The organism is Vibrio cionasavignyae, assembly GCF_050337155.1.
In the GTDB taxonomy this organism is placed as follows: Bacteria; Pseudomonadota; Gammaproteobacteria; order Enterobacterales; family Vibrionaceae; genus Vibrio; species Vibrio nomapromontoriensis.
This window is the reverse complement of record NZ_JAKJSR010000009.1, coordinates 369,650-388,456: the sequence shown is the minus strand read 5'-3', so window position 1 is coordinate 388,456 and position 18,807 is coordinate 369,650. Positions and strand designations below refer to the sequence as shown.

General features: G+C 44.6%; 18 protein-coding genes. 15 read left to right on the top strand and 3 right to left on the bottom strand.

All coding sequences use genetic code 11. The features are described from left to right. The first annotated feature begins 51 nt into the window (after positions 1–51). Entirely contained in the window at positions 52–789 is a 738-nt protein-coding gene (gene cysZ, locus L4D74_RS02320; RefSeq protein ID WP_265673806.1) for a sulfate transporter CysZ, read from the top strand. A 69-nt stretch (positions 790–858) separates the two neighbouring features. Here the strand turns inward: cysZ and L4D74_RS02315 are convergent, their stop codons facing one another. Next, positions 859–1,329 carry a zinc ribbon-containing protein gene (locus L4D74_RS02315; RefSeq protein WP_428750513.1) on the bottom strand — a complete coding sequence of 157 codons (471 nt, stop codon included), beginning with the start codon at positions 1,327–1,329 and terminating at the stop codon, positions 859–861. 266 nt (positions 1,330–1,595) lie between these two features. Here L4D74_RS02315 and leuS point away from each other — a divergent pair, with 266 nt between their 5' ends. From leuS to L4D74_RS02250, 13 genes are all read left to right on the top strand, one after another. Further along, a complete protein-coding gene (gene leuS, locus L4D74_RS02310; RefSeq protein WP_428750512.1) occupies positions 1,596–4,172 on the top strand; it encodes a leucine--tRNA ligase in 2,577 nt (858 codons plus the stop codon). 149 nt (positions 4,173–4,321) lie between these two features. Then, the gene (locus L4D74_RS02305) at positions 4,322–4,894 is read left to right on the top strand and encodes an LPS-assembly lipoprotein LptE (protein WP_428750511.1); all 573 of its coding nucleotides are present in this window, start codon (positions 4,322–4,324) and stop codon (positions 4,892–4,894) included. 101 nt (positions 4,895–4,995) lie between these two features. After that, on the top strand, positions 4,996–6,015 hold the full coding sequence (holA, locus tag L4D74_RS02300) for a DNA polymerase III subunit delta (protein WP_428750510.1): 1,020 nt from the start codon (positions 4,996–4,998) through the stop codon (positions 6,013–6,015). 76 nt (positions 6,016–6,091) lie between these two features. After that, complete coding sequence (gene rsfS / locus L4D74_RS02295) at positions 6,092–6,409, top strand: ribosome silencing factor (RefSeq protein ID WP_265673801.1); 318 nt, start codon at positions 6,092–6,094, stop codon at positions 6,407–6,409. Positions 6,410–6,413: 4 nt separating this feature from the next. After that, a complete protein-coding gene (rlmH, locus tag L4D74_RS02290) occupies positions 6,414–6,884 on the top strand; it encodes a 23S rRNA (pseudouridine(1915)-N(3))-methyltransferase RlmH (RefSeq protein WP_102468828.1) in 471 nt (156 codons plus the stop codon). 11 nt (positions 6,885–6,895) lie between these two features. Next, positions 6,896–8,782, top strand: coding sequence for a penicillin-binding protein 2 (gene mrdA / locus L4D74_RS02285; protein WP_428750509.1), 1,887 nt, complete (start codon positions 6,896–6,898; stop codon positions 8,780–8,782). After that, a complete protein-coding gene (gene rodA, locus L4D74_RS02280; protein WP_265673799.1) occupies positions 8,782–9,903 on the top strand; it encodes a rod shape-determining protein RodA in 1,122 nt (373 codons plus the stop codon). The genes mrdA and rodA overlap by 1 nt, the downstream gene beginning before the upstream one ends. Beyond that, positions 9,904–10,698: a septal ring lytic transglycosylase RlpA family protein gene (locus tag L4D74_RS02275; protein WP_428750508.1), complete on the top strand. Its 795-nt coding sequence runs from the start codon at positions 9,904–9,906 to the stop codon at positions 10,696–10,698. A gap of 103 nt (positions 10,699–10,801) precedes the next feature. Next, complete coding sequence (locus tag L4D74_RS02270; RefSeq protein ID WP_428750507.1) at positions 10,802–11,980, top strand: serine hydrolase; 1,179 nt, start codon at positions 10,802–10,804, stop codon at positions 11,978–11,980. Between the two features lie 171 nt (positions 11,981–12,151). Continuing rightward, positions 12,152–12,430, top strand: a complete 279-nt coding sequence (ybeD, locus tag L4D74_RS02265) for a DUF493 family protein YbeD (protein WP_237483776.1) — start codon at positions 12,152–12,154, stop codon at positions 12,428–12,430. A 175-nt stretch (positions 12,431–12,605) separates the two neighbouring features. Continuing rightward, a complete protein-coding gene (gene lipB, locus L4D74_RS02260; protein ID WP_265673796.1) occupies positions 12,606–13,247 on the top strand; it encodes a lipoyl(octanoyl) transferase LipB in 642 nt (213 codons plus the stop codon). 4 nt (positions 13,248–13,251) lie between these two features. Beyond that, the gene (gene lipA, locus L4D74_RS02255) at positions 13,252–14,217 is read left to right on the top strand and encodes a lipoyl synthase (protein WP_265673795.1); all 966 of its coding nucleotides are present in this window, start codon (positions 13,252–13,254) and stop codon (positions 14,215–14,217) included. A 156-nt stretch (positions 14,218–14,373) separates the two neighbouring features. Then, entirely contained in the window at positions 14,374–14,703 is a 330-nt protein-coding gene (locus tag L4D74_RS02250; RefSeq protein WP_102468849.1) for a hypothetical protein, read from the top strand. A 94-nt stretch (positions 14,704–14,797) separates the two neighbouring features. Here L4D74_RS02250 and glyA read toward each other — a convergent pair whose 3' ends face one another. Beyond that, entirely contained in the window at positions 14,798–16,048 is a 1,251-nt protein-coding gene (gene glyA / locus L4D74_RS02245; RefSeq protein ID WP_428750506.1) for a serine hydroxymethyltransferase, read from the bottom strand. Between the two features lie 348 nt (positions 16,049–16,396). On the opposite strand from glyA, the gene L4D74_RS02240 reads away from it, so the two are divergent. After that, the gene (locus L4D74_RS02240) at positions 16,397–16,996 is read left to right on the top strand and encodes a YitT family protein (RefSeq protein WP_428750505.1); all 600 of its coding nucleotides are present in this window, start codon (positions 16,397–16,399) and stop codon (positions 16,994–16,996) included. A gap of 94 nt (positions 16,997–17,090) precedes the next feature. Here L4D74_RS02240 and treC read toward each other — a convergent pair whose 3' ends face one another. Then, positions 17,091–18,776, bottom strand: coding sequence for an alpha,alpha-phosphotrehalase (gene treC, locus L4D74_RS02235; RefSeq protein ID WP_428750504.1), 1,686 nt, complete (start codon positions 18,774–18,776; stop codon positions 17,091–17,093). Between the last annotated feature and the right edge of the window lie 31 nt (positions 18,777–18,807).

The following is an 18,807-nucleotide window of genomic DNA, read 5'->3' as shown; positions in this document are numbered from 1 at the left end:
TTGTTATAGTCGCCCTAAAGCCCTGCTAAATCACTATAAAGGAGCTCAACTTTGAACAAAGCCAATACCGGATTTGGTTATTTCCACCAAGGTTTTCAGCTTGCTTTCACGCCTGGCATTCGTCGCTACGTAATTATGCCTTTGCTCGCTAATATTTTATTGGTTGGCTCCGCTATGTATTACCTCTTTTCTAACTTAAATATTTGGATAGAGAGTTGGATGGGCGCTTTACCAGAATTTTTATCATGGCTGAGTTATGTCTTGTGGCCGCTGCTGACGTTAACCATCTTGGCCACCTTTTCGTATTTTTTTAGTACGCTGGCCAACTTTATTGCTGCGCCATTTAACGGTTTATTGGCAGAAAAGGTCGAGGAGTCCCTAACTCAACAAAAAGTGTCTGATGATGGCATACTCAGCGTCGTCAAGGATGTACCACGTATTATGGCAAGAGAATGGCGTAAATTGCTTTACGTACTACCAAAAGCGATTGGGCTTTTCCTGCTGTTATTAATACCCGCTCTTGGGCAAACTATCGCGCCGTTTCTTTGGTTTATTTTTACCGCTTGGATGTTAGCGATCCAATATTGTGATTACCCATTTGATAATCATAAAGTCCCATTCAACGACATGCGCTTGTCGTTGAAAAGAAAGCAAGGCAAAAGCTACAGCTTTGGTGCGATCGTTGCTTTGTTTACTTCAATCCCGATTTTAAACTTATTTGTCATGCCTATTGCTGTTTGCGGCGCAACTGCAATGTGGGTACAAGAGTTTAAAGAACAGCACAAATAACCCTGCAAACTCCAACAATTCACGAATCAGTCCCCCTCTTAGTAAGAAGGGACTGATGAATTGATGGGATTAAGGCTTAAGAGGCTGCCTATTAAAGGTTTTGTGACCGCACTTGCCGCAATTTGAAATGGTTGTCGGGTGATTGTATTCCGCTTTATGGCCGCACTCTTCACATACCAGCACCCCAAAACCGATCATCTCTCCGGCGCTATATACACCTTGGTGCTCGAGATCCTGAAATAGCTCTAACCACTCAACTTTCGTTTTGTCCGTGATATCTAACAGTCCTTGCCAAATCGAGTTAGCCACCATCAAATAAAATGGCCCACTTTTACTTTCTTCATAGTTGTCAGCAAATTCTTTTAAATCCGAATGGATATAAGCAGAGATCAACGCCATTTCATCTTTTGTCATGTCGTTCGCGGCTTCAATCACAGAGCCTGACTTTTCGAGCACATGCTGCACTTCTTCAGGGCTGTGCTTGAGGTTATCCACCACATCTTCAAACATCTCTTCATAGCTGGCTTTACGTTTAGGCATAGATCCCCCTTTTTCGCCACAATCATCACAGCTTACGCTAGACAACAAATGGAATAATCTTATAAGTATAGCGTGCTACGTCATAACACCTAACTGACTACCCCATCAGTCTGCACTCTGCCTAACATTACCATTCAATATGGCAACTTCAACGACTCTGGGTACATTGACTATTGTTGACCGCGCCTGCTTTAGGTATTCTATGATGATCTAGTAGTCTCTGTTTTAACAGAACTCACAAATTCCAAGATAACCGGAAATCATCGATGCAAGAACAATACAACCCGCAAGAGATTGAACGTAACGTTCAAGAGCACTGGGACAACAATAAAACCTTTGTTGTAAGTGAAGACGCAAATAAAGAAAAATTCTACTGCCTATCTATGTTCCCGTACCCAAGTGGTCGACTGCACATGGGTCATGTTCGTAACTATACCATCGGTGATGTGGTTTCACGCTTCCAGCGCCTGCAAGGTAAAAATGTCATGCAACCAATTGGTTGGGATGCATTTGGTCTACCAGCAGAAAACGCAGCTGTAAAAAACAATACCGCTCCAGCACCTTGGACTTACGAAAACATCGAGTACATGAAAAACCAACTTAAGCTTTTAGGCTTTGGTTACGATTGGAGTCGTGAGTTCGCAACGTGTACGCCTGAGTACTACCGTTGGGAACAAGAGTTCTTCACTAAGCTTTACGAAAAAGGTTTGGTTTACAAGAAGACCTCTTCAGTTAACTGGTGTCCAAACGACCAAACTGTACTTGCAAACGAGCAAGTAGAAGACGGTTGTTGCTGGCGTTGTGACACGCCAGTAGAACAAAAGAAAATCCCTCAGTGGTTCATTAAGATCACTGAGTACGCGCAAGAGCTACTAGACGATCTAGACAACCTTGAAGGTTGGCCTGAAATGGTTAAGACCATGCAACGCAACTGGATCGGTCGCTCTGAAGGTGTTGAGCTATCTTTCGCTGTTAACGGTGAAGAAGCGCCACTAGAAGTGTACACAACACGTCCAGACACACTAATGGGTGTTTCTTATGTTGGTATCGCAGCTGGTCACCCACTTGCCGAGAAAGCAGCAAAGAACAACTCTGAGCTTGCGGCTTTCGTTGAAGAGTGTCGTAACACTAAAGTTGCTGAAGCAGAACTCGCAACAATGGAAAAGAAAGGCATGGATACTGGCCTAACAGCTATCCACCCCCTTAACGGTCGCGTTGTTCCTGTATACGTAGCAAACTTCGTTCTTATGGATTACGGCACTGGTGCGGTAATGGCGGTTCCTGCTCACGATCAACGTGACTACGAATTCGCAACGAAATACGGCATCGACATCATTCCAGTCATCAAACCAGAAGATGGTTCTGAGCTAGACGTATCTGAAGCGGCTTACACTGAGAAAGGTGTTTTGTTTGATTCAGGCGAATTCGACGGCCTTGCATTCCAAGAAGCCTTCGATGCCATTGCTGCAAAACTTGAAGCAGAAGGTAAAGGTAAGAAGACAGTAAACTTCCGCCTACGCGACTGGGGTGTCTCTCGTCAACGTTACTGGGGCGCACCAATCCCAATGGTCACGACGGAAGATGGTGAAGTTCACCCAGTACCTGCAGACCAACTACCCGTCATTCTTCCTGAAGACGTGGTTATGGATGGCGTGACTAGCCCAATCAAGGCTGACAAGTCTTGGGCTGAAACCACGTTTAATGGCGAGCCAGCTCTACGTGAGACCGACACGTTCGATACCTTCATGGAATCTTCGTGGTACTACGCACGTTACTGTTCACCACAAGCCGATGACATTTTAGACCCAGAGAAAGCGAACTACTGGCTGCCGGTTGATCAATACATCGGTGGTATTGAACACGCGTGTATGCACCTGCTTTACTCTCGTTTCTTCCACAAATTGCTACGCGATGCAGGCTACGTCACCTCTGATGAGCCATTCAAGCAACTTCTATGTCAAGGCATGGTTCTTGCTGACGCGTTCTTCCACACTAACGAAAAAGGCACGAAAGAATGGATCGCTCCAACTGACGTGACTATCGAGCGTGATGGGAAAGGCCGCATCGAAAAAGCTGTCGATAACCAAGGTCGCGACGTTGAGCACTCAGGCATGATCAAGATGTCTAAGTCGAAGAACAACGGTATCGACCCGCAAGAGATGGTAGATAAGTACGGCGCTGACACTGTACGTCTATTCATGATGTTTGCATCACCTGCAGATATGACACTTGAGTGGCAAGAATCTGGCGTTGAAGGGGCAAACCGCTTCCTTAAGCGTGTTTGGAAGCTGGTTCACGCTCACTCTTCTAAAGGTGCTGCTGAGGCGGTTGATGCGTCTGCGCTATCTGGTGACCAGAAAGCACTTCGTCGTGATGTCCACAAGACCATTGCAAAAGTAACCGACGATATTGCTCGTCGCCAAACGTTTAACACGGCAATCGCGGCCATCATGGAGCTGATGAATAAGCTCGCAAAAGCACCTCAAGAGTCAGCGCAAGACCGTGCAATCCTTGATGAAGCACTAAAAGCCGTGGTTCGCATGCTTTACCCAATGACACCGCATATCTCTTACGAAATGTGGATTGCTCTTGGTGAGTCAAACGTAGACTCGGCAACATGGCCAACGTTTGACGAAAAGGCGTTGGTTGAAGACGAAAAAACGATCGTTGTCATGATCAACGGCAAACTACGTGCGAAACTAACCGTTGCCGCAGATGCGACAGAAGAACAAGTTCGTGAGCTAGGACTCAACGATGAGAACGCGAAAAAGTTCTTAGATGGACTGACGATTCGCAAGGTTATCTTTGTTCCTGGTAAGCTATTGAACATCGTAGCAAACTAAGCAGCGTCCTTGATATAAAGTCGCAGGTGTTATGCCTGCGACTTTAATCACTCATGAGCATTCAACAACATCATTAACCCATCATCGTTTTATTTAAGCTTCCTATTAGGGCGTTTACATAAACCATTGTCTAACGAGTAAGCGGTATTATGCGCCTGTTAAAACACAACCTACTAAAACTCTTTTCCGTGTTCCTGCTCACCTCGCTCCTTAGCGCTTGTGGCTTCCACCTTCGTGGTGAGTACACGGTACCGGATGATATCAAAGAAATTTCCGTCACCAGTTTTGATCAGTACAGCATGATTACTCGCCAGATCAAAGAGCAGCTTCGCCTTAGTAATATTGAACTTGTGACACCTCGTATGGACGTGACCAACCTGCATATCACAGGAGAAACCACTAAAGATCGTACCCTCTCCTTATACCAAAATACCCGAGCGGCGGAAAAAGAGATCACCTATGAAGTGAAGTATCGCGTCACCGTTCCCAATCTCGGCTCAAAAGACTTCACTGCGACTATGACGCGCAGCTATCTTGATAACCCTTTATCAGCGCTAGCAAAATCAGCAGAACGTAAACTGCTAGAAAACGAAATGCGTGAGCTTGCTGCGCAACAAATGATGCGTCAGATGGCCCGTTTGAAAACAGAAATTGAAGAATTTGAACACAAGCAAAAAGAAGCAGAAACGACACCAGAGCCAGTAGCAACGCCTAACTCCTAGTTTGTCTTAAAGAGTTGACGTTTTACTTTGCGAATTTACGTTGTACCGCGAGAGGCGTGTGTTTCTCGCGCCAAAGTTAAGCCTTAGTACAAGGAATTAATGTGAAAGTTTTTGCCGATCGCCTCACCGAGTCGCTCACTCAGCGCTGGTTTGCTTGCTACCTGTTATTTGGTAATGAACCACTATTTATTCAAGAAAGTCGCGCCCACATCATCGCGCGAGCCAAAGCATTAGGCTTCGAAGAACACCACAGATTTGTCGTCGATGCTTCTATTGATTGGAATGACGTTTTTGATTGCACGCAATCTATGAGCCTATTCTCATCAAAGCAAATTATTGAGTTAGAGCTTCCAGAAGCGGGGGTTAACGCCGCTATTGCGAAACAGCTAACAGAAATAGCGAGCCAACTTCATGAAGATATTGTCTTGCTAATATCCGGCAGTAAATTAACCCGCGCTCAAGAGTCTGCCGCATGGTTTAAGGCGCTAAATGGCTGCCATGTAAGCTGTACGACTCCCGATATCAAACGGTTGCCACAATGGGTTACACAGCGATGCCGAGCGATCAACCTCACTCCCGATCATGAAGCCGTCCAGCTATTATGCCAATGGCATGAGGGCAACCTATTTGCGCTATCTCAAAGCCTCGAAAAGCTGACGCTTCTATACCCTGATGGTCAGTTAACGCTCATTCGAGTCCAAGACGCGCTCAGCCGCCACAATCACTTTACCGTCTTTCATTGGGTTGATGCCATGCTGGAAGGCAAAGGCAAGCGAGCACAGAGGATCTTAACTCAACTTGAATCAGAAGGCATTGAAGCCATTATTTTGCTAAGAACCGTTCAAAAAGAGTTGTTTCAACTGGTTAAAATGCAACAAGCACTGACTCAGCTTTCCATGACACAAGTATTTGATAAGTTTCGCGTATGGCAAAATAAGAAACCCCTTTATAACGCAGCGCTGACCCGTTTGTCTCCAGCTAGGCTCAAACAATCTATTCAGTTGTTAGCACAGATAGAAGTCCAAGCTAAAACACAGTATGACATCAGTCCTTGGCCATTAATCCATCAGTTATCCATGAACTTAAGCGTTACTGACACACCAATGTCTTTACCTCACTAAAACCTGTTATAATCCAAAGATCAATAACCGCTGAGTGTTATTGCCTTGTTCTATTCCACCAAAAGAGGAAAACCCCTTGCAACACGAAGAATTGAAACTATTTCTAGCTGATAAAGCAGATGACATGAAAGCCGTCGATATCGTTACCATTGATGTAATCGGTAAATCAAATGTCACTGACTTCATGATCGTGTGCACTGGTACATCGAAAAGACACGTTGTTTCTATTGCAGACCACGTCGCAACTGAAGTAAAAAAAATGGGCCTAGAGCCACTTGGTGTCGACGGTGAACAAGAAGGTGAATGGGTCGTTCTCGATATGGGCTCTACCATGCTACATGTCATGCAAGAGCAACACCGAGAGCTTTATCAACTAGAAAAACTCTGGGGCTAATCGCTTGAAACTACAACTCATCGCTGTTGGGACCAAAATGCCTAAATGGGTAGAAGAAGGCTTTCAAGAGTATCGCCGACGTTTCCCTCATGATATGCCTTTAGAGCTCATTGAGATTCCAGCAGGAAAACGCGGGAAAAATGCCGACATTGCACGCATCTTACAGAAAGAAGGCGAAGCTATGTTGGCGGCTGTTCCTAAAGGCAATAGAGTCGTAACTTTGGATATTCCGGGTAAGAAATGGGATACCCCCCAACTTGCTGAACAACTTGAGAGTTGGAAGCTCGATGCCCGTGATGTCTCTATTTTGATCGGTGGTCCTGAGGGCTTAGCGCCAGCATGTAAAGCGGCTGCCGACCAAAGTTGGTCTTTATCGGCATTAACACTGCCGCATCCATTGGTACGAATAGTGATGGCAGAAAGCTTATATAGAGCTTGGTCAATTACCACTAATCACCCTTACCATCGAGAGTAGTTTCACCCCCTATGAGACTTAAACGTAGCCAGATAAGAGACCATCAGGCAGAAGCGCGACTGTTTAAAAGTCGCGCTTTAGTATCTTTCATCTTCATTATTGTGATGATGATGCTTTTGGTCGCCAATCTATACAATATTCAGATCAATCAATATCAAGATTACAAAACTCGCTCAAACGACAACCGCATCAAAGTCGTTCCGATTGCACCAAATCGGGGGCTAGTTTACGACCGAAATGGCGTACTACTGGCGGAAAACCGCCCGGTATTCAACTTAGAAATCATTCCCGAAAAAGTCAAAGATATGGATCAAACCATCTTAGACTTACGCGAATATCTCGACATATCCGATGACAGAATCGAAGCCTTTCAACGTGAGCGTAAACGCACACGACGCTTTAAGTCTATCCCGCTGTTGACCCAACTCAATGAACAGCAAGTGGCCACTTTTTCTGTCCATCAACACAAATTCCCTGGCGTTGAAATTGCGGCAACCCTTAAGCGCTACTACCCATATGGTGACGTGCTGACTCATGTCATTGGCTACGTGTCTCGCATCAATGACCGCGACATTCAACGTCTGGCTCGCGAAGAAAAAGTGGCAAACTACCAAGCGACTCGTGACATCGGTAAGCTTGGTATTGAGCGCTATTACGAAGATTTACTGCACGGCACAGCTGGCTACCAAGAAGTTGAAGTCAACAGCCGTGGTCGAGTGCTGCGTACGCTTAAGTTTGTTCCACCCACGCCGGGCAAGGATATTGTTTTAAACCTTGATATCAACCTACAACTCAAAGTACATAAGCTACTTGATGGACGTCGCGGTTCAGCCATCGTGCTCGATCCTACCGACAATGGCGTATTAGCGATGGTTTCTAGCCCGAGCTATGACCCTAACGCGTTTGTAAACGGGATATCAAGTAAAGCTTATCGAGCATTACTAAACGACAAAAATAGACCGCTGGTAAACCGAGCAACGCTGGGTATCTACCCTCCGGCCTCCACGATTAAACCCTTTATCGCCGTCGCCGCTCTACAAGAAGGGGTGATAACGCCTACGACAACCCGAAACGATCCGGGTTACTGGCGCATACCAAATTCAAAAACGCGCCCTTATCGTGACTGGTTACGCTGGGGACACGGTAAAGTCACCATTGTCAAAGCCATTGAAGAGTCGGTGGATACCTTCTTTTACCAAATCGCTTATGACATGGGAATTAACCGTCTTTCATCGTGGATGATGATGTTCGGTTTTGGCGACTACACCGGTATCGATATTCATGAAGAAAGTAAGGCTAATATGCCAACTCGTGAATGGAAAATGGCAAGGCACCGCACCCCTTGGTATCAGGGCGACACCATCCCTGTCGGTATTGGTCAGGGTTACTGGACCGCAACACCAATGCAAATTGCCAAGGCGACATCTGTGCTTGTAAACCATGGTGAAGTTCTATCGCCCCACTTACTTCGTGCCACGATTAACAATGGCGATAACTTTGATAACCAAACGCTCACTGAAATTGATAGCCGCCCGCCAATCACAGGAGTGCAAGAGCGGTATTGGGGTCTTGCGTTGGAAGGCATGCGCCGAGTAAATCACGGTGTTAAAGGTACTGCACGTCGTTCATTTAAAAATATGCCGTACCAGTCCGGGGGCAAATCCGGCACCGCTCAAGTATTTAGCTTAGGTGAGGATGAAAAATATAACGCCGATGAAATCGCAGAGCATTTGAAAGATCATGCACTGTTTACAGGCTTTGCTCCGTTCAAAGATCCAAAAGTTGTGGTCACCATTGTGCTCGAGAACGCCGGTGGCGGTTCTACAAATGGCGCCCCTGTAGTAAGGCAAGTATTTGATCTCGCACTAGTTAACAATCAAGAAGGTGAAGAAGAATAATGAAATTCGATCCATCAACAGGACGAAACCGCTTCCTACTTGAACGCTTTCACATCGACCTGCCCTTATTGCTCGGTATTCTTGCATTAATGGGCTTTGGGTTAGTTGTGATGTACAGTGCAAGCGGGCAAAGCCTCGCGATGATGGATAGACAAGCAATGCGTATGGTGTTGTCATTGGTCGTTATGATTGGCTTAGCCCAACTCTCACCTCGCACGTACGAAACCCTTGCACCACTCATGTTTTTTACTGGCGTGATTCTCTTGCTGGGCGTACTGTTTTTCGGCGAGTCTTCAAAAGGAGCACAGCGATGGCTAAACCTCGGTTTTGTCCGTTTTCAGCCTTCCGAACTGCTTAAACTTGCTGTACCTCTTATGGTGGCAAGATATATTGGCAAGCGCACACTACCCATTAGTTTTCAAACACTTATCATTTCCCTTGTGATGGTGATGGTGCCAACCATTCTAATTGCAAAGCAGCCGGATCTTGGAACCTCAATCCTTATCGCGGCATCGGGTATTTTCGTTATTTTCTTAGCAGGAATCAGCTGGAAAATCATTACCGGAGCAGCCATTGCTGTCGGGGCCTTTATCCCCGTTCTTTGGTTCTTCCTTATGAGGGAGTACCAAAAAGTAAGGGTTCGTACACTCTTTGATCCAGAGTCTGACCCACTTGGCGCTGGTTACCACATCATACAAAGCAAAATTGCTATTGGTTCTGGTGGTTTAGGGGGAAAAGGTTGGTTACACGGCACGCAATCACAGCTAGAATTCTTACCAGAACGTCATACTGACTTTATCTTTGCAGTCATCGCTGAAGAATGGGGTATGATTGGTATATTACTTCTTCTGTCATTGTACTTATTCATCATTGGTCGTGGCCTCTACCTAGCAAGCTCGGCACAGACTGCGTTTGGCCGCATGATGGCAGGCAGTATTGTTCTAAGCTTTTTTGTTTACGTTTTCGTAAATATTGGTATGGTAAGCGGTATATTACCTGTTGTTGGTGTTCCTCTACCGCTAATTAGCTATGGTGGTACTTCCATGGTGACCTTGATGGCTGGCTTTGGCATATTAATGTCCATCCATACTCACCGCAAAGCGTTTTCAAAGGCGACATAAATGACTCTGTTTTTTACCTCATCTCACTCTCGCTGGTTGCTTACCTGCTTGAGTATAATCGTCATTGCGGGCTGCTCTTCATCAGACAGCCGCTACGATATTGATAATGATGTGGCTCCAACCACCCCCATTTCAGTTGACCATATTGAAGGTGCTCAACCAAAATATGAACCTTATAGCATGGGTGGTAACAAAGACTATAAATTACGCGGTCAGCGTTATACCATCGTAAAAGATGCGCAAGGCTTTACTGAAAAAGGCCAAGCATCATGGTATGGCAAAAAATTCCATGGACATTTGACCTCAAATGGTGAAGTGTATGACATGTATTCTATGTCTGCCGCGCACAAAACTCTACCAATCCCGAGTTATGTGAAAGTCACAAATACCGATAATGGCAAAGAAACTGTCGTACGTGTTAATGACCGAGGTCCATTTCATGAAGGTCGAATTATTGACCTCAGCTATGCCGCGGCTAAAAAGCTCGATGTCATCAAAACGGGGACAGCCAATGTCAAAATTGAAGTGATTACCGTTGAGAAACCAACCGGACAGCATCAACTAGATAAGCACCCAAAATATGGCATACAAGTGGTGGCGTCACCACATAAAGACAGAATCACAAAATTGTCGAATGAATTAAGTAATACCCTATCGGTTGAGACGTTCCTATCACCGATAAAGAATAATTATCGCTTAATGCTTGGTCCTTTTAGCGACTATAAAGATACTCATGATGCGTTAGAGCAAGTACAAAAGCTCGGTTATACCTCAGCTTTCGTCAAAAAACTTTAAACATCATTGACATAAATCACCGTTGTTACTTAGTGTGTAAGCTCTTTAGTGCGCAGCGACCAATCTGTTACTATACGGATAACTCACAAATACTGTGTTCAACATGAATAAAAACAAGTCTTCTATGAAATTCATTACATCTATTGCTCTTGCAGCAACATTAACGGCTAGTTATGCCGTAGCTACGCCTGTCGTGATGCCTAACGCGCCGCAAATTGCCGCGAAAGGCTTCGTACTTATGGACTATAACTCAGGTAAAGTCCTCGCTGAGAAAGAGATGAATACCCAACTTCATCCTGCCAGCTTAACCAAAATGATGACAAGCTACGTTATCGGCCAAGAGCTAAAGAGCGGCAAAATTGCGCCAAGCGATGAAGTGACCATCAGTAAAAACGCTTGGGCAAAAAATTTCCCTGACTCTTCTAAGATGTTCATCGAAGTAGGCACTAAAGTCACAGTTGAAGAGCTAAACAAAGGCATCATTATTCAATCTGGTAACGATGCTTGTGTGGCAATGGCAGAGCACATTGCAGGTTCAGAAGATGCGTTCGTTGATTTAATGAATGCTTGGGCGAGCTCAATTGGCATGAACGATACGCATTTTGCAAACGTTCATGGTCTCGATAATCCAAACCTATATTCAACGCCATACGACATGGCACTGCTAGGGCGTGCGCTTATCAAAGACGTTCCAGATGAATATCGTGTTTACTCCGAGAAGAAGTTTACCTACAACGGCATCACACAATACAACCGTAATGGTCTATTGTGGGATAAAAGCATGAATGTTGATGGTATTAAAACCGGTCATACAAGCAAAGCTGGTTACAGCCTAGTCAGTTCAGCAACCGAAGGTAAAATGCGCCTTGTTGCCGTAGTGATGGGCACAAAAAATGCCAACGCTCGTAAATCTGAAAGCAAAAAGTTACTAAGCTATGGCTTCCGATTCTTCGAAACCGTTAACCCTCATACCGCTAACGAAACCTTCGTTGAAGAGAAAGTATGGATGGGTGATAAAGATACCGTTGCTCTTGGTGTGGCAGAAGACACATTCGTGACACTACCTCGTGGACAAGCGAAAAATTTAAAAGCAAGTTTCGTGCTTGAAAAACAACTCGAAGCACCCATATCTAAGGGCGATGTTGTGGGTAAGCTATACTATCAGTTAGATGGTGAAGATGTTGCCGAGTACCCATTGCTTGCACTTGAAAATGTACAAGAAGGCAGCTTGTTTAGCCGCTTATGGGACTATATCGTTTTACTGGTTAAGAGCTTCTTCTAGCCACAACGTAAAATGATGATAGCAAACAAAGCCGCATAATGCGGCTTTGTTGCTTTTTACTTCAAGCGTCATCAACTTGCTTATGTGCTACGAACTCGTCTTGAGTTTCGTCGCCTTTGACATTACTATTCGCACCGTTACAACAAATTTGATTTTTTTGGAGTCGCCATTATGTTAACCATCAATTCAGATGCAAAACTCAAAGACCTACTAGAGTTCCCTTGCTCGTTTACATATAAAGTGATGGGTTATGCTAAGCCTGAACTTCCTGAAAAAGTGTTGGAAGTGATCCAGCGTCATGCACCTGGAGACTACAGCCCAACGATTAAGCCTAGCGCTAAGGGCAACTACCATGCTGTTTCAATTAACATCACTGCGACGTCTATTGAGCAGGTAGAAACGCTATACAAAGAACTTGGTGAAATTGACATCGTTCGTATGGTTCTGTAAAAATTTGAATGATTCAATTTTTTTTGAAAGCAGCCTCGGCTGCTTTCTTTTTATTTTTCAAAAAGTTAACTAGTGCACATAACAAACTGGTTAAATTTTCACTATTTAGCTGTAGTTCAAGTCAATGAACAGGTTTATAATGCAAACACTTTATTAAGTAACGACGAGGGTACGAGTGAAGAATCAGCTAATAGTAAGAAAGCTTGGGCGCAAAGACTACGAACCAGTCTGGAAAGCCATGCATGCTTTCACCGACAATCGAAACGACGACACTCGTGACGAAGTCTGGTTAGTAGAGCACAACCCAGTCTTCACTCAAGGGCAAGCAGGCAAAGAAGAACACTTACTCAACACCGGTGACATCCCTGTCGTCAAAAGTGACCGCGGTGGACAAGTGACCTATCATGGTCCTGGTCAACTGGTCGCTTACTTTCTAATTAACCTTCGTCGTAAAAAATTAGGTGTCAGAGATCTCGTCACTCATATAGAGAATCTCGTCATCAACACGCTAAACACCTATAATATTGCGGCGGCGGCAAGGCCGGATGCTCCTGGTGTTTACGTCGATGGAAAGAAGATCTGCTCTTTAGGGCTTCGTATCCGTAAAGGCTGTTCGTTTCACGGATTAGCCTTAAACGTCGATATGGATCTCTCTCCTTTCTTAAGAATTAATCCTTGCGGCTATGCCGGTATGGAAATGGTCCAAATTAGCCAACTTGGTGGGCCTGATAGCGTTGCCAGCGTCGAAGAACAGCTGGTCAACGAATTAATACAATTACTTGATTACGAGCAAGTAGAATTCAGCGAAGAAGCATAAGACGATGAGCAAACCTATACAAATGGAAAAAGGCGTCAAATATCGCGACGCAGATAAAATGGCACTGATTCCGGTAAAAAACATGCCGGAGGAACAAAGAGAAGTCCTACGTAAGCCAGAATGGATGAAGATAAAGCTGCCTTCTGACAGCCAAAGAATTCAAGACATCAAAAAGGCGATGCGTAAAAACAATCTTCACTCAGTCTGTGAAGAGGCGTCTTGTCCAAACCTCGCCGAGTGTTTCAACCATGGTACTGCGACGTTTATGATCCTTGGTGCTATTTGTACTCGCCGCTGCCCATTTTGTGATGTTGCCCATGGTCGTCCAAATGCACCTGAATCTAATGAGCCGCAAAAACTGGCTCAGACCATTAAAGACATGAAACTCAAATATGTGGTCGTGACTTCCGTTGACCGCGATGATTTACGTGATGGCGGCGCTGAACACTTTGCTAACTGTACTCGTGAAATACGAACGCTGAATCCTGAAATTCGTATTGAAACCTTAGTACCGGATTTCCGTGGCCGTATGGATGTTGCCTTAGAAGCATTAAAAGACAACCCACCCGATGTCTTCAACCACAACTTAGAAACCGCCCCTCGCCTTTACCGTAAAGCGCGACCTGGTGCGAACTATAAATGGTCGCTACAGCTGCTAGAAAAATTTAAAGCTATGCACCCAGATATTCCAACAAAGTCTGGGGTAATGATGGGGCTCGGTGAAACAAAAGAAGAGATTGTTCAAGTACTTAAAGACTTGCGAGCTCATGGCGTCACCATGCTGACGCTCGGTCAATATCTCGCACCAAGCCGCCACCACTTACCGGTTGAGCGTTATGTACCACCATCAGAATTTGATGAGCTTAAAGAAATCGCACTAGAGCTTGGCTTTACCCATGCCGCCTGTGGACCTTTTGTGCGTTCTTCTTACCACGCGGATCTACAAGCGAAAGGCGTAGAAATCAAATAACCGCCGTAAAAAGTCCCCCACATAAAAAACACGGATGTGCGTTGCACTATCCGTGTTTTTTTTAAGAAAAATGACCACCATGACAATCTCGTACTCGCATTTTCCTCATTTTTAGGTAGGCTTATAGAAAAACATCAGCCATTCAAGGATGTACGCATGAAATTGCTTAAAATAGGTTTACCCATCATAGCCGCAACACTCATTGCAGGTTGTGCTCAAAACTCACAACAAGACAATTACTTAGAGGCTTCATTCGAGTTATGTAATACCGAAGTGAACCTTTACTCAGTCAGCGATGATGGTCGTGTTCGAGTAGTATGTAAAGATGGCGCGAAGTTCTCAATGAACAGTGAAAAAACGCTGGAAATTATGCGAGATATCAACATTGATTACTGTAACGGTGAAGGCTTAGGGCAATTTAACGAAAGCCGTAAGTACTACTCCTTCAAGTGTAAATCTGGCACGTTACTTAATATTAATAAGTAATTTCACGTTAATAGCTAAGCATCACGCACAAAAAAACGAGCTAATAAGCTCGTTTTTTTTCAATGCCTATGACAGCAAAGCACTTTTAGTTCACTTACGCGTAAACTGGCAGACGCTTACAAATATCTAGAACCTTCGCTTTTGTAGCAGTAATTACCGCTTCGTCGCCAAGATTATCAAGCACATCTGACATCCAATTCGCCAACTCTTTTGCATCAGCTTCAGAGAAGCCACGACGAGTAATCGCTGGCGTACCAATACGGATACCAGAGGTTACAAATGGGCTACGTGGGTCATTCGGTACTGAGTTTTTGTTAACGGTAATGTTAGCAGAACCCAAAGCCGCATCGGCTTCTTTACCTGTGATATCTTTATCAATCAGGTCAACAAGGAATAAATGGTTCTCTGTTGAGTTAGATACGATCTTGTAACCACGCTCTTGGAATTGTGCAACCATCGCTTTAGCATTATCAACAACACGTTGTTGGTAGGCTTTAAATTCAGGCTCCATCGCTTCTTTAAATGCAACCGCTTTACCCGCGATAACATGCATCAGAGGACCACCCTGACCACCAGGGAAAACTGCTGAGTTCAGTTTCTTGTACATGTCTTCGCCAGCGTTTGAAAGAATCAAACCACCACGTGGGCCTGCAAGCGTTTTATGCGTTGTTGTTGTAACAACGTGAGCATGTGGTACCGGTGTTGGGTAAACACCAGCGGCGATAAGGCCAGCAACGTGTGCCATATCAACAAAGAAGTACGCGCCAACTTTGTCTGCAATTTCACGCATACGTGCCCAATCAACGATTTGAGAGTAAGCAGAGAAGCCACCGATGATCATTTTTGGTTTGTGCTCAACAGCCAACTGTTCCATTTCGTCGTAGTTGATTTGACCCGCTTCATCAATACCGTAAGGAATGACATTGTAGTGTTTACCAGAGAAGTTCACTGGAGAACCGTGAGTCAAGTGACCACCGTGCGCTAGGCTCATACCTAAAACAGTATCTCCTGGATTCAGAAGCGCCATATAAACGGCACTGTTCGCTTGAGAGCCAGAGTGTGGCTGAACGTTTGCATATTCACAGCCGAAAAGCTCACATGCACGGTTGATTGCCAATGTTTCCGCTTTATCTACATACTCACAACCACCGTAGTAACGCTTACCAGGATAGCCTTCTGCGTACTTATTGGTTAATTGAGTACCTTGCGCTTCCATCACGCGAGGGCTGGTGTAGTTTTCCGAAGCAATAAGCTCAATGTGCTCTTCTTGGCGAAGAGTTTCTTCTTGAATGGCTGCAAATAGTTCCGCATCGTAATCAGCGATGTTCATATCACGCTTTAGCATCTGTATCTCCTGACTCAGATTGTACTGAAAGTTTCAAAAAAACCACACAATGACCAAAAGCAAACGTTTTCGTCACCACGTTTGATGAATCGCATAATACATAATTTGATCTAGGTCATAAAGGAAAAAATGGATCTTTTTCATGCAGTTTCTTCATAGTGAACGTTAGATTGCATCATGTACGGCAAGAAAATAACCCCATCTACAACCTAAAGTGTCAATAAATCCTTTTACAGTGTGTAAAAATTGAATTACATAGGTTTACCGTAAATTTCTCCTCCTAGCTATCGAAAAGATCATCTTTTTAATACTATTGCCGCCAATTACTATAGGAAGATTTTTAACTTGATGGAAAAACACTCACGCAAAGAAGACTGGATAGCCATTTTAACCGGCACTTTCGTAGTGGCCCAAGGTATATTCTTCCTGCAATCGGCTCAATTGCTGACTGGCGGGACCACAGGTCTTGCGTTATTACTTAGCCAGTTTCTACCGGTTTCATTCGGTATGCTCTATTTTGCCGCCAATACGCCATTCTACTTATTAGCCTGGCGACGCTTTGGGAAACGCTTTGCGATGAGCAGTGCTATTTCCGGTGCGCTCGTGTCCATTTTTGCCGATAACATGCATCATGTCGTGTCTGTCGACCATGTGAATACCGTCTACTGTGCCATCGCAGGTGGGTTACTCATGGGGCTGGGCATGTTGATCTTATTCCGTCATCGCTCCAGTCTTGGTGGCTTTAATGTACTGTGTTTGTTCATTCAAGAGCGTTTTGGCATCTCTGTTGGTAAAACTCAACTTGCCATCGACTGTACTATTTTGTTGGCCTCTTGTTTTTTCGTAGCGCCACCAATTATTTTGGTTTCTATTATCGGTGCTGTGGTACTCAACATTGTCTTAGCGATGAATCACAAACCGACCCGGTATGTGGTCACCTACGGGTAAAAATGAAAACGCCCCTCCATTTGAAGGGGCGTTTTTTATCTGATGACATCTCGCGAATTTCGCCAAAATGGCCCATGGCATAACAGTTTCATGGCTACTTTTTCAATAAAATCGCCACTGTCTGATACGGTTTTAAGGTTATCTCTGCTTCGAGCACAATAAGCGCCTCTGAGTGCGAATAATTCCCCACTACCACCTTGCCGCTTTGAGAAACATATTGTTCCGGCAGCGTGATGGTTGTCTCTTGGGCATAATAATTGTGCAAACAAAGTAAGCGACTGTCTTGGTTCTCTCTCACGTAACCATGAACTTGTGCATGCTTTGGATACAGATCGACATAACTACCATCAGTGATGACTTTGAGCTGTTTACGCAGCGCAATCAAATCCTTATAAAAATAAAAAATTGACTGTTCATCTGCTATAGCGGCTGCCGCGTTAATCTCTGCGTAGTTGTCTGATACACCAATCCAAGACTCACCGGTGGTAAAACCAGCTTGAGCGCTCTCATCCCACTGCATCGGCGTACGAGAGTTGTCTCGTGATTTTTGTTGCAAGATGGACATGATTTCATCGTGACTGTACTGCCCAGCTTGTTGCATCACGCGATACATCGTTAGGGTTTCCACATCTCTATACTGCGATAACTCGCTAAAACCTGGGTTAGTCATACCGATTTCTTCACCTTGATAAATATAAGGGGTTCCCTGCATCAGATGAATCGAAGCTGCGAGCATTTTTGCCGACTCATTCCGATAGAGCGTGTCATCACCAAGACGGCTTACCACCCGAGGTTGGTCATGGTTACACCAAAATAGCGCTCCCCAACCACAACCATTGAGCCCCGTTTGCCAGTGATTAAAGATTCGCTTTAATTCGATGAAATCGAAAGGAGCAAGACTCCACTTTTCTCCATTCGGATAATCGACTTTAAGGTGGTGAAAGTTAAACACCATTGACAGCTCTTTGCCATCTTGCGCGCTGTATTGCTGACAATGCTCTAGGGTTGTCGAAGACATTTCACCCACCGTCACAGAGCCATATTTTTGGAATACCGCTTCACTAATTGCCTGCAGATACTCATGTACTCGTGGGCCATCGGTATAAAAGCGTCGCCCATCACCCTCATCATCGTCCAAAAAGGTTTGTTGCTTAGAAATAAGATTAATGACATCGAGGCGAAAACCATCCACGCCTTTTTTCGCCCAGAACTCAATAACTTGTTTTACTTCTTCCCGTACTGCCGGGTTCTCCCAGTTTAAATCCGCTTGTTCTTGCGCAAACAAGTGAAGAAAGTACTCATCGGTTTTCTCATCAAGCTTCCAAGCAGAACCACCAAACTTAGACTGCCAGTTATTAGGTAGCGAACCATCTTGGTTTGGTTTCCAAATGTAGTAGTCTCGATACGGGCTGTTTTTGTCTCCTAAAGCAGATTGAAACCATTGATGCTCGGTAGAGGTATGATTAACCACAATATCCATTACTAAACGGATACCGCGTTGATGCGCTTGTGCCAGCAGTTCATCAAAGTCTGCCATGCTACCGAAGTCAGGATTGATCGCGTAATAGTCAGAAATATCATAACCATTATCGACCATTGGTGACGCATAAATCGGCGTCAGCCAGATGGCGTCGACCCCCAAGTTCTGCAAATAATCGAGTTTAGAGGTGATCCCCTTAATATCTCCGATACCTTTGCTACCACTATCACAAAAACTTTTCGGATAAATTTGATAGATTGTGGCGGTTTTCCACCATTGTTGCTGAGCCTGTAAACCCATCACCGTCTCACTTACACTTTAAAAAGGAAAA